The organism is Pseudomonas sp. AC247 (genome assembly GCF_979258015.1).
The window spans coordinates 3,095,040-3,111,346 of record NZ_OZ409829.1; the positions used below are offsets into that span (position 1 = coordinate 3,095,040).

At 63.3% G+C, this 16,307-nt stretch carries 1 protein-coding gene (only partly in view); it reads right to left on the reverse strand.

Annotated features, from left to right (window positions below):
• Positions 1-16,307: the 3' portion of a non-ribosomal peptide synthase/polyketide synthase gene (locus ACZZ0B_RS14135; RefSeq protein WP_463545529.1), read on the reverse strand. Its footprint extends 1,537 nt past the window's final position; 16,307 of the gene's 17,844 nt are visible here — the last part of the coding sequence; its start codon lies beyond the right edge, outside the window; its stop codon occupies positions 1-3.

Genomic DNA, 16,307 nt, shown 5'->3' on the forward strand with positions numbered 1-16,307 from the left:
TCAGGACAATATTTCGCCCGCCGGAACTTTCCGGCCGTCATGCCACCACGCCGCGAAACTGAAGACGTTGGGCGCCTTGAGAATCGTGAAATGGTTGCCCGGCCCGTACCACACCGCCAGGTCCGCGACCTGCCGCTGCCAGCCTTCGACCATCGCCGCTTGCTCGCGCTGATTGCCCCACGCATCCAGCGTTGGGTCATCGACCAGTGCCAGCCGCACGGGGCCGGTGTAGGCCAGTTGCGGTTGATAGACCGTGCGCAGTGCCGTGGCAAAAGTGCGTACCGGGCCGTGCATTGCCTGCTCCGATGAGCGCGCCGACAACACGCCGGCGCGGACCATGCCTTGGTGCAACAGGCGCATTTGCACAGTCTCGTCAGCCTCGGCAAAGGCTTGCGGATCGATGCCCAAAGACTTGCCGCTGGACAGCTGCAAGGTCTCGATCAACCGCTCCAGCGCGGCGGTCGTCGTATACGGTTTGCCCGCCGTGCCGTTACCATCGGGGGCTTCGCTGTCGATCAGGGTCAACGACGCAACTTCACGTCCGGCCGCCTGCAACTGCGCGGCCATGGCATGCACGACCCAGCCGCCGAACGAATGGCCGATCAGGTGCACCGGGCCTTGCGGATACAGCTGTTCGACGGCGTGCAGATAACACTTCGCCGCCGCTTCGACCTGACTGTGCGGTACGCCGCTGCCATCGAGCCCGCGCGGTTGCAGACCGAAAATCGGCCATTCCGGGCCCAGTGCTTCGGTCAGGTGAATAAACCCGGTGACACTGTCGCCCGCCCCCGGCACGCAAAAGATCGGCGCATGCCCGACGTGGCCGCTCTGGATGGTCAACAACGGCTGATAGGCCTGTGGCTGCGGTGCCTGCGCCGCAGCCATGGCCTGACTCAAGGCCTGGCCGAGGGCCTGAATATCCGGGGTTTTCATCATGCTGCGGTGGTCACCCGGCACATCGATGCAACGCAGCAATCCAGTGGCGACCTTGGTCTCCCAACCACGGGTCGGACTCGGCTGTGCCTGCCCCGGCATCAGTGCCTGAGCGCGGAACAAATGCACCGGCTGACTGGCCGGGCTGACCCGGTAGTGCGCCAGCGCCAGGCCATGAGCGGCCTCGCGATCAAAGTAACTCCAGGCGTCCGCTGCGCTCAGTGCAGCCAATTCCGGGTCAGGTAATTGCTGTTCGCAGCAGCGCAGGAACAGTTCGTCGAAGCCGATGAGTTCGACTTCAGCCTCAAGCCTTTCGACATCAGCCAACGCCTGCAGCCCTTGTTCACCAAGCATCTGCGAGCGCGCCCGACAATGTTCGAGCAATTGACGCTTGTCGCGATGCTCGCCGCTCCAGCGGGTTTTATCCTGACTGGCCGGGTGCGGTGCATAGGTATCGAGCAGGCCGACAAACGCCACGGCCTCATCGAGACCGAGCAGTTGCTGCGCGACTTCAAAGGCCAGCAAGCCACCAAACGACCACCCGGCCAGACAGTAAGGGCCGTGCGGCTGCACCGAGCGGATGATCCCGACCATCCGCGCAGCCATGCATTCAAGGGTGCGCAGTTGCGGTTGCCCCAGAGGCACACCCGGCAAACCGTAAATCGGAAACTGACCGTCGATGTGCGAGCCCAATGCCGGAAAATACACCTCCCGGCCGCTGAATTCATGGATCAGGAACAGCGCATGACCGCCCTCGCCCGGCCGCACCACGACCAGTCCTTCCGGCTGTTCAGGCACGCCACTGCGCTGACTGATCAGCGCTGCCAGTGATTCGATACTCGGCCGCTGGAACAGCTCCGCCAGCGTCACCTGTTGCCCCGCCCGCTGCAGCAAATTGACCAGACGAATCGCCAGCAATGAATGCCCGCCCAATTCGAAGAAGTTGTCGTGGCGTCCGACCTGCTCGACATTCAGCACCTCACTCCAGACCCGCGCCAGCAAGGTTTCGACTTCGCCTTGAGGCGCTTCGTAGTGCCGGCTGAGCACGGCGTCGAGGCCCGGTGCCGGCAGCGCCTGACGGTCGATCTTGCCGTTGGGACTCAACGGCAAGACGTCGAGCGCAACAAACGCGCCCGGTACCATGTATTCGGGCAACTGCTCGAGGACGAACGCGCGCAGCGTGTCGATCGCCGGCACAGCACTGCGATCAACCGCAGTGAAATAGGCGACCAGACGCTCGTCGCGCATCAGCACCACCACCTCGCGCACATCCGGGTGCTGGATCAATCGCGCTTCGATTTCACCGAGTTCCAGGCGCAAGCCATGCAGCTTGACCTGGAAGTCGTTACGCCCGAGGAATTCGAGGTTACCGTCCGCGCGGTAACGCACCAGATCGCCGGTGCGGTACAAGCGATCACCGGCCATGAACGGGCTGTCGATAAAGCGCTCGGCCTGCATCTGCGGCAGTCCCCTGTAACCGCGCGCCACACCGACACCACCAATGTGCAACTGGCCAATGACGCCGAGCGGCACAGCCTGGTCGTGCGCATCGAGCACATACAGCCGGGTGTTACAGATAGCCTTGCCGATTGGCAATTCAGATAACGGCAGTGGCATGTGCGGTTCCAGCGTCCACGCCGTGCTGTCGACCGTGGCTTCGGTCGGGCCATACACGTTATGCAGGCGCACCCAAGGCAGGTGCTGGCGCACAGCAGCGGCCAGCGCCGCCGTGAGTTCACCGCCGCCACAGAACACATCGGTGAGGCTGGTGCACTCACTGACCTCCTGCAGCTCAAGAAACTGCTGCAACAACGCCGGCACAAACTTGACCACGGTAATGCGTTGCTGACGAATGACTTGCGCCAGATACGCCGGTTCCCGGTGACCGCCCGGCCGTGCCAATACCAGACGCACACCCGCCGTCAGCGGCCAGAAGAACTCCCACACCGAACCGTCGAAACTGAAGGGCGCTTTCTGCAACAGCGCGCCGTCTGTGGTCGGCGGGCAGATCTGCGAACCCCAATGCACCAGATTGCACAGGCCACGATGCTCGAGCATCACGCCTTTCGGCGTACCGGTCGAACCCGAGGTGTAGATCATGTAGGCCAGATTCGAAGCACTCAGGCCGGGCACCTGCGGATTGCTGTCTGACCGGTCGTGCCAGCTGCATTGATCAAAGTCGATCAGCAGCGCATCGGTCGCGGTGAACAGCGATCGGGTCGCCGTATGTACCAACACCGCCGTCGGCGCGCAGTCCCTGAGCATGTAGTCGAGGCGCTCCGCCGGATAAGCCGGATCCATCGGCACATAAGCGCCACCGGCCTTGAGAATGCCGAGCAAACCCACTACCAGATCCAACCCTCGTTCGACGCACAGCGCCACCCGCGCATCCGGCCCCACACCCTGCTCGCGCAGATGATGCGCAAGACGGTTGGCGCGGGCATTCAGTTCGCGATACGTCAGGCTGTGTTCGCCGATCTGCACGGCAATGGCGTCCGGCTGACGCTGCACCTGCGCTTCGAACAGGCTCTGAATCGGCTGCTCGACCGGGCAATCAAGCGCCGTCGCATTGAATTCGCCGAGCAGGCGTTGCTGCTCATCCGCCGCAAGCAGCTCCACTTGCGCCAACACAGCCTGGTCATCGCTGACCAGCGCGGTCAGCAAGCGCTGGAAGTAACCGACAAAACGCCGCACCGTCGACTCATCGAACAACGCTGTGGCGTAGCGCAGCGCGCCGCGAACTCCCTGCGGGGTTTCACCCAGACTCAACGACAGGTCGAACTTCACAAAGTGATTTTCCCCGGCGACGCCTTCCAGCGTCAGGCCGCCCAGTGCCAAAGCGGGCGCAACGCTGCTGTCCCAGCTCAACAACGTCTGGAACAACGGTGTGTGGGCAAGGCTGCGCAGCGGCCGGGTGATTTCCACCACGTGTTCGAAGGGCAGATCCTGATGCGCCTGCGCCGCCAGCGTTTGCGCTTTGACCCGCGCCAGCAGCGCTGCCCCCGTCAGATCGCCTGAGGTATCGATACGCAGCGCCAGGGTGTTGACGAACATGCCGATCAGCCCCTCGATCTCGGCGCGGGTACGGTTGGCCACCGGCGAGCCGACCACCACATCGGACTGTCCGGACAAGCGAGCCAGCAACATCGCCCAGGCACTCATGATGACCATATACGGCGTCACGGCGTGGCGCTGACACAACGCCTTGAGACCGACGCTGGTCTGCTCGTCCAGCACGATTTCGACACTGCCGCCGTGGTGATCCTGTTGTGCCGGACGCGGGCGGTCAGTCGGCAGGCTCAGCAACGCCGGCGCTCCGGCCAGCGTCTGCTGCCAGTAATCGCTTTGACGCTGCAGCACCTCACCGCTCAGCCAGCGCCGTTGCCACACCGCGTAGTCGGCGTATTGCAGGGTCAGCGGCGGCAGCGGATCCTCCTCGCCATGGCTGAACGCCTGATACAGCGCCATCAATTCGCGGGTCAGCACGCCCATCGACCAGCCGTCGGAGATGATGTGGTGCATGGTCAGCAACAGCACATGGTGATCATCGGCGAGTCGCACCAGACGTCCACGAATCAATGGGTCGTCCTGCAAATTGAAGGGCCCGCGTGCTTCCGTGTCGAGCAATGTGCGCAAGGCCTCGGCGGTCTGCGGGTGTTGGCGCCAATCTTCCTCGACCAGCGGCAGGCCACTGTCGACCGGAGCGATCAGCACCTGTGCTTCGTCGTTGAATTGCGCGAAACGGCTGCGCAGGGTTTCGTGGCGCGCGACGATTCGCGCCAATGCCCGTTGCAGGGCCACGGCGTCGAGTCGACCACGCAGGTGCAAGCCCAGAGGAATGTTGTAGGCGGTGTTGCCGCCGTCCATCTGCGCAAGGAACCACAAACGTTGCTGGGCGAACGACAGCGGCAGCGCCTGATCTCGCGGTGCCGGCAGAATCTCGGGCAAGGTGCTGCGTTCGGCCTGACCCAGGACCTGGGCAACCGCCGCCAGTTCGGGGTTGGCAAACAGATCGGCCAGCGCCAGCTCCACACCCAACTGCTGACGCACCTGGGACAGCATGCGCATCGCCAGCAACGAGTGGCCGCCGAGTTCGAAGAAGTTGTCATGACGGCCGACCTTTTCGACCTGTAACACCTCGGCCCAGACCTGTGCGAGGCTGATTTCCAGTGCATTGGCCGGTGCCTCGTAAACCCGACTGAGCAGTGCCTCCTGTGTCGGTGCCGGCAGTGCCTTGCGGTCGACCTTGCCGTTATTGTTCAGCGGCAAAACCTCGAGTTGCACCCACGCCGTCGGCACCATGTATTCCGGCAGTCGTGCGTGCAATTGCGCGTGCAGTTCGGCGCTGTCCAAGACGCCATCGTGCGCCGTGTAGTAAGCCACCAGACGCGTGGCGTCCTGACCGTCGCGGCGCGCCAGCACTACCGCTTCCTTGATCCCCGGGCAGTTCAGCAGGCGGTTTTCGATTTCCCCCAGTTCGATGCGAAAGCCCCGGATCTTAACCTGATCGTCGTTGCGGCCGATGCAGTCGAGTTGCCCAGGCGCCAGCCAGCGCGCGAGATCGCCGGTGCGGTAGAGCCGCGCACCCGGTGTTTCACTGAACGGATCGCAGAGGAATTTCTCGGCGGTCAGATCCGGTCGATTCAGGTAACCCAGCGCTACGCCCTGCCCGCCGATGTACAGCTCACCGGTCACGCCCATCGGCACCGGTTGCTGATACGCGTCGAGCACGTACACCTGCGTGTTGCCGATGGGGCCGCCAATCGGCACGCTCTCGGCATTTTCAGCCACCTCCTGCACTTCGAACGTCGTTGCGTAGGTGGTGGTTTCGGTCGGGCCGTAGCAATGCACGATGCGCAATGCCGGAGCCTCGGCCAGCAGACGTCGGAACGCCGCCGGATCGCCACGCTCACCGCCGCACAACAGAATCCGCAGGCCCTTGAGCGCCTGCGGAATCAGTTGCACGTACTGGTTGAACAGCGCGGTGGTGACAAACAGGATCGTCGCGCCGCTGGCACTCAGTTCGCGGCCGAAGGCATTCGGATCAAGCAGGGTTTGATGGTCGATGACCACCACGCGACCGCCGTTGAGCAGTGGCCCCCAGATGTCCATGGTGCTCGCATCGAACGCCGGGTTCGAGGCGAACACCACCCGATCCTGCGCAGTGAAATCGGCGTAACCGTTGTTGAGCACCAACCGACCGATGCCCCGATGCGGCACCATCACCCCTTTCGGCGTGCCGGTGGAACCGGAGGTGTACATGATGTACGCCAGCGCTTCGGAGGACTGCACAAGATTCGGATTGTGCGTCGGCTGGCCGTTGAGGGTCAGCGTGTCGAGATCGATGCGCGGCGCAGCGTAGGCGATGCTTTCACTGCTCAAGGTCAACAGCGCCACTGCCTGACAGTCCTCGACCATGAACGCCTGGCGTTCGCTCGGCGTATTGATGTCCAGCGGCACGTACGCCGCCGCGCACTTGGCGATGGCCAGTTGTGCGACCAGCAGCTCCAGCGAGCGCGGCAGCAGGATCGCCACGTGGTCGCCCGGTTGCACGCCGTGAGCGATCAGGTGATGGGCCAGTCGGTTAGCCTGGGCATTCAGCTCAAAGTAGCTCAGCGAATGCGTGCGATGCACCGCCGCTACAGCCTTGGGATGCGCCGCTGCCTGCTGCTGGAAAACCCCGTGCACGGTCAGCGTTTGCGGGTAATCGCGCGCCGTGGCGTTGAAGTCGTACAGCAAGCGCTGACGCTCATCTGCTGCAAGCAACGGCACCTGTTCCAACACCGTTTGATCACTGCTGATCATCGCTTCAAGCAAGCGCTGCAAGTACCCGATGTACCGCTCGACCGTCGACGCATCGAACAGCGCCGTGGCGTAGTTCAGCGAGCCGCGAATCACTCCGTTGACCTCGCCCAGTGTCAGCGTCAAATCAAACTTGGCGACATCGCCCGGCCCGGCGACGCCCTCCAGTGTCAGCTCGCCGAGCGCCAGTTGCGGGCCGACGCTGCTGTCCCAGTTCAGCGTGGTCTGGAACAGCGGGCTGTGCGCCAGACTGCGCAGCGGTCGGGCGATTTCCACCACTTGTTCGAACGGCAGATCCTGATGCGCCTGGGCCTCCAGTGTCCGCGCCTTGACCTGCGCCAACAGCGCTTCGACGCTCACCGCGCCCGAGGTGTCGATGCGCAAGGCCAGCGTGTTGACGAACATGCCGATCAAGCCTTCGAGTTCCGCGCGGCTGCGGTTAGCCACCGGCGCACCGATCACCACATCGGTCTGCCCGGACAGGCGACTCATCAGCGATGCCCAGGCGCTCATCACGGTCATGAACAGGGTCACGCCGTGACGTTGGCTCAAGGCCTTGAGCCCTGCACTCAGGCGCGGGTCCAGCAGCACTTCGAGGTTGGCGCCGGTGTAATCCTGTTGCGCCGGTCGCGGGCGATCGGTGGGTAGCGTCAACAAGGCCGGCGCGCCATCGAGGGTCTGCTGCCAGTAATGGCTTTGCCGTTGCAAAACTTCACCGCTGAGCCAACCCCGTTGCCACACGGCGTAGTCGCCGTATTGCAGGGTCAGGGCTGGCAGCGGATCAGGCTGACCCTGGCTGAACGCTTGATACAACGCCATCAACTCAGCGGTCAGTACGCCCATCGACCAGCCGTCGGCGACGATGTGATGCACGGTCAACAGCAGCACATGATGCTCGTCGGCCAGGCGCACCAACCGTCCGCGAATCAACGAATCGTCCTGCAGATCAAAGGCTGTCGAGGCTTCTTGCGCCATCAATGCCTGCAAGGTGAGTTCGGCTTGCAAGTCTTGACGCAGGTCTTCCACGCGCAAGAGCAAACCGCTGTCGACCGGGGCAATCGACACCTGCGCAGTGTCGTCGATGCGGATGAAACGGCTGCGCAGGGTTTCGTGACGAGCCACGATCCGTGCCAGCGCCCTTTGCAGGGCATCGACGTCGAGGTGCCCGCGCAGGCGCAACCCGACCGGAATGTTGTACGCCGAGTTGCCGCCGGCCATCTGCGCCAGGAACCACAGGCGTTGTTGGGCGAAGGACATCGGCAGGGGTTGATCACGCGATACCGGCACCATTTGCGCAAGCGTGCTGCGCCCGGCGCGATTCAATACTGCGGCGACTGCGCTCAATTGCCCGTCGGCAAACAGATCACTCAATGCCAGTTCGACGCCGAGGCGCTGACGGACCCACGAGACCATGCGCATCGCCAGCAGCGAATGGCCGCCGAGTTCGAAGAAGTGATCGTCACGACCAACCCGCTCGACTTGCAGCACTTCGGCCCAGATCTGCGCCAGTGCGGTTTCCAGCTCGCCTTGCGGCGCCACGTATTCGCGGGTCGGCAACGCGGTCAGATCCGGTTTCGGCAAGGCCCTGCGGTCGACCTTGCCATTGGCGGTCAACGGCAAAGCCTCAAGCCGGACAAACGCCGCCGGCACCATGTAGTCCGGCAACTGCGCCAGCAGATGCTCGCGCAACTCGCTCGCTGCGAGTGGACCGCCCCCCGCCTGTTCGGTGAAATACGCCACCAGTCGCGGCTGGCCGGGTTGATCCTCGCGGGCCAGCAGCACTGCTTCGTTGATCCCGGGGAGCTGATTGAGACGGGTCTCGATTTCGCCCAATTCAATGCGCATGCCACGGATTTTCACCTGGTCGTCGTTACGTCCCAAGTAGTCGAGCGAGCCGTCTTCGCGCCAGCGGGCAAGGTCACCGGTGCGGTACATGCGCGCATTCGGCGTGCGGCTGAACGGGTCGTGCAGGAAACGTTCGGCGGTCAGATCAGCACGGTTCAGATAACCCCGAGCGACTCCGGCGCCACCGACGTACAACTCGCCCATCACGCCCATTGGCACCGGGCGTTGCTGCTCGTCGAGCAAATAAACCGCCGCGTTCGCCACCGGTTTGCCGATGTGCAACGCCGCGCCCACTTCGACATGCCCGGAAGTGGCGACCACGGTGGCTTCAGTCGGGCCGTAGTTGTTGATCACGGCGAAGCGCTGCTGACGGCTGAACTGACGCAAGCGATCGCCACCGATCAGCAAGGTGCGCAAGGTCGGATGATCAAGGTTCTGGCTGAACGCGTATTCGGCGACCGGTGTCGGCAAAAAGCTCACGTCCAGCGGTTGCGCGCGCCACCAGTCGAGCAGTCCATCAATGTCTTCAGCGCCGTCATGGGTCGGTGCCAGGTGCAAAGTCGCGCCCGCGCACAGGGCCGGCCAGACTTCCCACGCCATCGCATCGAAACCAAAGCCAGCAAGACTTGAGGTGTGGTTGCCGGCGCGTAAATCGAACGCTTCGCAGTGCCAGTCGATCAGGTTGGACAGTGTCTGATGCTCGACCATGACCCCTTTGGGCAGGCCGGTGGAACCCGAGGTGTAGATCACGTACGCCAGATGCTTGATCGTCAAATCTGCTACCGAAGGGTTGTGCTGCGCCTGCGCCGGCCATGCGCACAGGTCGACATCGATCACTGGCACGCTCAGCAGCGGTAGTCTCTGGTGGAGATCACTTTGCGTGAGCACCGCGACCGGCGCACTGTCGTTCAACAAATAGCTGATCCGCTCGGCGGGATGCGCCGGATCGATCGGCACATAGCCGGCGCCGGCCTTGAGAATGGCGACCAGCCCGACCAGTGTGTCCAGACCCCGACGGGCGACGATGGCCACGCGGTCATCGGCTTTCACCCCGTTGGCAATCAAGTGATGCGCCAACGCATTGGCTTGGCGATTGAGTTGCAAGTACGTCAGTGGCTGCCCGGCCAACACCGCTGCCACAGCCTGCGGACGCTCGGCGACCTGCGATTCGAAGCGCTGGGCAATCGTCAGCCCACGCGGGTAGTCGGCTTCGGTCGCATTGAAATCCATCAGCAACTGTTCACGTTCTGCTGCCGGCAAGATCGACAACCGATCGAAGCCCACGTGCGGCGTGTGCTCCAGCGCATCAAGCAGTACGCTTAACGCTCCCTGCATGTACCCGCAGATGCGCTGCGGATCAATGCCGGCCCCGGCCAATACCTTCAGGCGGAAGTCTTCGCCGAGATCGTCAACGCTGAGGGTCAGGCGATAGTTGCTGTGCTCTTCGGCATCGAGCAATTGCATGCCGTGCCACGCCGCTTGCACCTCGGCAGCTATCGGCCCGACCGGGGCGCTATGACGATAATTGAGCAATGTGCTGAACAGCGGCGTGCCCGCCGGCATGGCGCTGCATTGCTGGACTTGCGCCAGCTGCGCATGTTCATGGGCGAGCAACTGACTCAGGCGTTCGTGGGTCGCCAGTGCGGCGCCTTTGATGCTATGAGTGTTCAGCTCGATGCACAGCGGCAAGGTATTAATGAACACGCCGAGCGCGCGCTCCGAGCCTTCGCCGCCCTGCAACCGGCCGAGCAACACCGTGCCAAACACCACGGCATCGCGCCCGGACAATTGCCCCAGCACCTGCGCCCAGGCGAGGTGCATCAGGCTGGCAGCACTGACACCCAATCGCCGTGCCTGCTGCCGCACGCTGTGGCTCAGTGAGTTTGGCAACGCCAGCTGCGCCTCTTGCGCTGGCGCGTCGTCGACCCGTTGCTGACCATACGGCAAAGTTGGTTCATCAACAGCGCCGAGCATCTCGCTGAAAAAGCTTTGGTGCTCTTGTTCGCTCAGCCCGGAGCGGGTGTGCGCCACGTAATTGCGGTACGGCACCGGCTCGCTCAGTTGCTCGGCATTGCCCAGCAGAAACGCCTGCATCTCGTGCTGCAGCACTTCGAGCGCGACGTGATCCATCACCAGATGATGGAACAGCAGCAATGCCACCACACGTTGATGGGCTGCATCGCGGCTGTAGACCACGCGCATCAGCGGTGCTTCGGTAACCGGCATACGGTAGGTTTCGACGGTGAATAGCGCATGCAACTGACTCAGTGCATCGCCCGCTTCGGCGTCCAGTTGCAGGGCCTCGCAGCTCAACGAAGCCTGACGCCAGACCACTTGCACCGGCTCATCCAGCCCTTCCCAGAACAGCGAAGTACGCAGAATGTCGTGGCGCTCGATCACCCGTTGCAGGGCGTCGGTGAAGGCTTGCAAACGCTGTTCATCGGCGAAGGCAAACTGCGCCTGTAACACGTACGGATCGCCCTGCGCGGCCGACAGATGATGGAACAGGATGCCGGTCTGCAGCGGCGCCAGCGGGTAGATGTCCTGCACGTTGCGCGCGCCGCCAGGGACACTCGCAACGATGCGGTCGATCGTCGCTTGATCCAGTGCCACCAGCGGCAGCAGTTCGGGCGTGATGTGCGTGCAATCGGCCGGAATAAGGTTTGCCGGCACCGCCGCTTCAGGCGCCCCACCCACTGCCGCCGCCAGTGCGGCCAGCGTCGGTTGGCCGAACAGCACGCGAATATCCGCCGACAGCCCGGCGCGGCGCATGCGCGCAACCAGATTGACCGCCAGCAACGAATGGCCGCCCAGTTCGAAGAAATGATCAAAGCGCCCTACCCGCTCGACCTTGAGCAACTCGGCCCAGATCCCGGCAATCACGGTTTCGACTTCACCGATCGGGGCTTCGTACGCGCGGGTTTGCAGCGCCGATGGGTCAGGGGCCGGCAAGGCTTGGCGATCGAGTTTGCCGTTGGGGCTCAGTGGCAGAGCTGGCAGATGCACAAACACCGCAGGCACCATGTAGTCCGGCAATTGCTTGAGCAGTTGGCTGCGCAGCTGATCGATTTCCAGTGGCTCGCCGCTGTAGTACGCGACCAGACGCTGATCACCCGGCACATCTTCACGGGCCAGCACCGCCGCTTCACGCACGCCGTCGACGTGCGCCAGATGCGCCTGGATCTCGCCCAGTTCGATGCGCAAACCACGGATCTTGACCTGATCGTCATTGCGCCCCAGGTACTCGATGTTGCCATCGGCCCGATACCGTGCGACGTCGCCGGTGCGGTACAAACGCGCGCCTGGCTGATCGCTGAACGGATCGTCGAAGAAGCGTTCGGCCGTCAGCTCAGGTCGATTCAGATAGCCCCGCGCCACCTGCACACCGCCCAGATACATCTCGCCGACCACACCGAATGGCACCGGTTGCTGATGAGCGTCGAGGACATACACGCGGGTGTTGCACAGCGGTTTGCCAATCGGCGGCGTGCTTTCCAGAACCGGCGAATCAGGCTCCAGCGTCCACACCGTGCTGTCGACGGTGGCTTCGGTCGGGCCATAAACGTTGTGCAGGCGCACCTGCGGCAGACGTTCACGCACGCTGCGCACCAACGCGGCAGTCAGCTCACCGCCACCACAGAACACATCGCTAAGGCTGCGGCACTCAACGACTTCTTCCACTTCAAGGAATTGCTGCAACAGCGCCGGTACGAACTGGATGACATTGACCTGTTGCTGACGAATCAGCTGCACCAGCGCGGCGGGATCACGATGATCGTCCGGGCCGGCGAGGACCAGACGCATGCCGCAGCTCAACGGCCAGAACAGCTCCCACACCGAGGCATCGAAGCTGAACGGGGTTTTCTGCAACAGCGCGGCGCCGCTCGACAACGGACACAGGCTGGCGCTCCAGTGCAGCAGATTACCCAGATTACGATGCTCGACCATCACGCCTTTCGGGGTGCCGGTGGAACCGGAGGTGTAAATCACATAAGCCAGGTTCGCGGCGCTCAGGTCCGGCACCTGCGGATTGCTCGACGCAAGGTCTTGCCAGGAGCAATGGTCGAAATCGACCAGTCCGCCGGCCCACCCACCGATCAGCGCGCGCGTCGGCGCATGTACCAGCACCGCTACGGGCGCGCTGTCCTCGAGCATGTAAGCCAGACGTTCGGCAGGATAACCGGGGTCCAGCGGCACATAAGCACCACCAGCCTTGAGAATCGCCAGCAGACCGACCAGCAACTGCGGCCCGCGCTCGACGCAGATCGCCACCCGCGAATCGCGATCGACACCGCACCGGCGCAAGTGATGAGCGAGTCGGTTGGCGCGCCGGTTCAACTCGGCGTAACTCAAACGCAGCTCACCGGCCACCACGGCATCAGCCTCGGGCGTGCGCAACACCTGCGCCTCGAAACGACCGTGAACGGTCTGCTCAAGATCGTGTTTGACGGCGGTGTCGTTAAGATCAACCAGCAGATGCTGACGCTCGTCTTCCGCCAACAACGCGACCTGATCCAGTACCGCTTGATCGTTGCTGACCATGGCCTGCAACAGTCGCTGGAAGTAGCCGACATAACGCTCAATGGTCGATTCGTCGAACAGGGCGATCGCGTACTCCAGCACACCACGAATCCCGCCCGGCGCATCTGCCAGCGTCAGCGACAGATCGAATTTGGCGAAGTGGCTAGGCTCGGCGACGCTTTCCAGGGTCAGATCGCCGAGACTCAGACTGGCGCCATGGCCGCTGTCCCAACTGAACATCACCTGAAACAACGGACTGTGCGCCATGCTGCGCGCAGGTTTGGTGATTTCCACCACTTGTTCGAACGGCAGGTCCTGATGCGCCTGCGCTTGCAGCGTCCGCGCCTTGACCCGCGCCAGCAGCGCTTCGCTGCTCAACTCACCCGACGTATCGATACGCAGGGCCAGGGTGTTGACGAACATGCCGATCAGGCCTTCGATCTCGGCACGAGTGCGGTTGGCCACCGGCGAGCCGATGACCACTTCCGATTGCCCGGACAAACGACTCAACAGACTCGCCCAGGCACTGAGCATGAGCATGTACATCGTCACACCGTGACGCTGAGCCAAAGCCTTGAGTCCCACACTCAGGCGTTCGTCGAGCACCACGTCGACGGTGCTGCCGGCGTAATCCTGCTGCGCCGGGCGCACGCGGTCGGTCGGCAGCGTCAACAGTGCCGGCGCGCCAGCCAGGGTCTGCTGCCAGTATTCACTTTGGCGCTGCAACACCTCGCCGCTGAGCCAGCGCCGCTGCCACACCGCGTAATCGGTGTATTGCAGCGCCAGCGGCGCTAGCGGATCCGGCTGGCCATGGCTGAAGGCCTGATACAACGCCATCAGTTCACGGGTCAAAACCCCCATCGACCAGCCATCGGAGATGATGTGGTGCAAGGTCAGCAACAGCACGTGATGATCGTCGGCCAGCCGCACCAAGCGCCCGCGAATCAGCGCATCGTCCTGCAAATCGAACGGCCCTGAAGCCTCGCCCTGAATCAGCGCCTGCAAGGTCTCGTCGGGTTGCGGATGTTGGCGCAAATCTTCGACGCGCAGCAGCAAGCCACTGTCGAGCGGAGCAATCAGTACTTGCGCCTCATCATTGAACTGGGCAAAACGGCTGCGCAGGGTTTCATGCCGCGCGACGATGCGCGCCAAGGCTTGTTGCAGGGCCGGTTCATTCAACTTCCCGCGCAGGCGCAGGCCGATGGGAATGTTGTACGCGGTGTTGGCGCCTTCCATTTGCGCCAGAAACCACAAGCGTTGCTGAGCGAACGACAGCGGCAAGGCGCCGTCACGGGCCACCGCGACAATCTCCGGTTGCGTGCTGCGCCCGGCCTGCGCCACGGCCTCGGCGACCGCCGCCAGTTCGGCGTTGGCAAACAGATCACCCAGCGCCAGTTCGACGCCAAGGCGCTGGCGAACCTGAGAAACCATGCGCATCGCCAACAGTGAATGGCCGCCAAGTTCGAAGAAATGATCCTGACGCCCGACTCGCTCGACTTGCAGCACCTGTGCCCAGATCTGCGCCAAGGCACTTTCCAATTCGTTGTGCGGCGCCTCGTATTCGCGGGTGAACAGCGCCGCACGCTCGGGTTTCGGCAGGGCCTTGCGATCGACCTTGCCATTGGCGGTCAACGGCAATGCGTCGAGTCGGACGTAAGCCACCGGCACCATGTACTCCGGTAACTGCGTCAACAGGTGCGCGCGCAACTCGGCCACGGCCAGCGGTTCGACCTGGCTCTGCTCGGTGAAATAGGCCACCAGGCGTGGTTGCCCGGGTTGATCTTCGCGCGCCAGCAGCACGGCTTCCTGAATGCCGGGCAATTGATTGAGGCGGGTTTCGATTTCGCCGAGTTCGATGCGCACGCCACGGATTTTCACCTGATCGTCGTTACGCCCCAGGTAGTCAATTGTGCCGTCGGCGCGCCAGCGTGCGAGGTCGCCGGTACGGTACATACGCGCATTCGGCGAGGGGCTGAACGGGTCATGCAGGAAGCGTTCGGCGCTCAGCTCGGCGCGGTTCAAATAGCCGCGCGCGACCCCGGCGCCGCCAACGTACAACTCGCCCATGACGCCAATCGGCACCGGACGCTGTTGTTCATCGAGCAGGTACACCGTGGCGTTGGCCACTGGTTTGCCGATGTGCAAGGCGTCGCCCGCCTCGATTCGCCCAGAGGTCGCGACCACGGTGGCTTCGGTCGGGCCGTAGTTGTTGATCACATCGAATTGCTGATTGCGGCTGAACTGGCGCAAGCGGTCGCCACCGATCAGCAGCGTACGCAGCGTCGGGTGTTCGAGGTTTTGGCTGAAGGCGTATTCGGCCACCGGCGTCGGCAGAAAGCTCACATCCAGTGGCTGTGCGCGCCACCAATCGAGCAGCGCATCGATGTCCTCGCTGCCTTCGTGAGTCGGTGCCAGGTGCAGGGTCGCGCCGGCGCACATCGCCGGCCAGACTTCCCAGGCCATGGCGTCGAAACCGAAGCCGGCAAGGCTTGAAGTGTGGCGACCAGCGCACAGATCAAACGCGCTGCAATGCCAATCGACCAGATTCGACAAGGTGCGGTGTTCGACCATCACGCCTTTGGGCAGGCCGGTGGAACCGGAGGTGTAGATCACGTAGGCCAGATTCGCAGTGGTCAGGCCCGGCACGTGCGGATCAGAGGTTTCGCTGAGCGGCCAGGTCAGCGGGTCTAGATCGATCACTGGCACTTCCAGCGCCGGCAAACGCTCGCGCAGAGCGTTCTGGGTGAGCACGGCAACGGGCGCGCTGTCGCTGAGCAAGTAGTGCAGCCGCTCGGCCGGGTGCGCCGGGTCGACCGGCACATAACCGGCGCCCGCCTTGAGTATCGCCACCAGCCCGACCAACGTATCGAGGCCTCGGCGGGCGACGATGGCGACGCGATCGTCGGGCGTCACCCCCAGTGCAATCAGGTGATGGGCCAAGGCGTTGGCCCGCCGGTTGAGCTCGGCATAGCTCAATTGCTCAGCTAAAAACTGTGCTGCCACAGCTTCTGGCCGCTGCGCCACTTGCGCTTCGAAACGTTGAGCGATGGTCAGCGTTGCCGGGTAATCGGCGTGGTTAGCATTGAACGTTAGCAGCACCTGCTCGCGTAATGCTGCGGGGAGAATCGGCAATTGGTTGATCGCAGTATCGGGCGCCCGCTCCAGTGCCAACACCAGACTTTCCAGGGCGCAGTGCAGGTAATCGC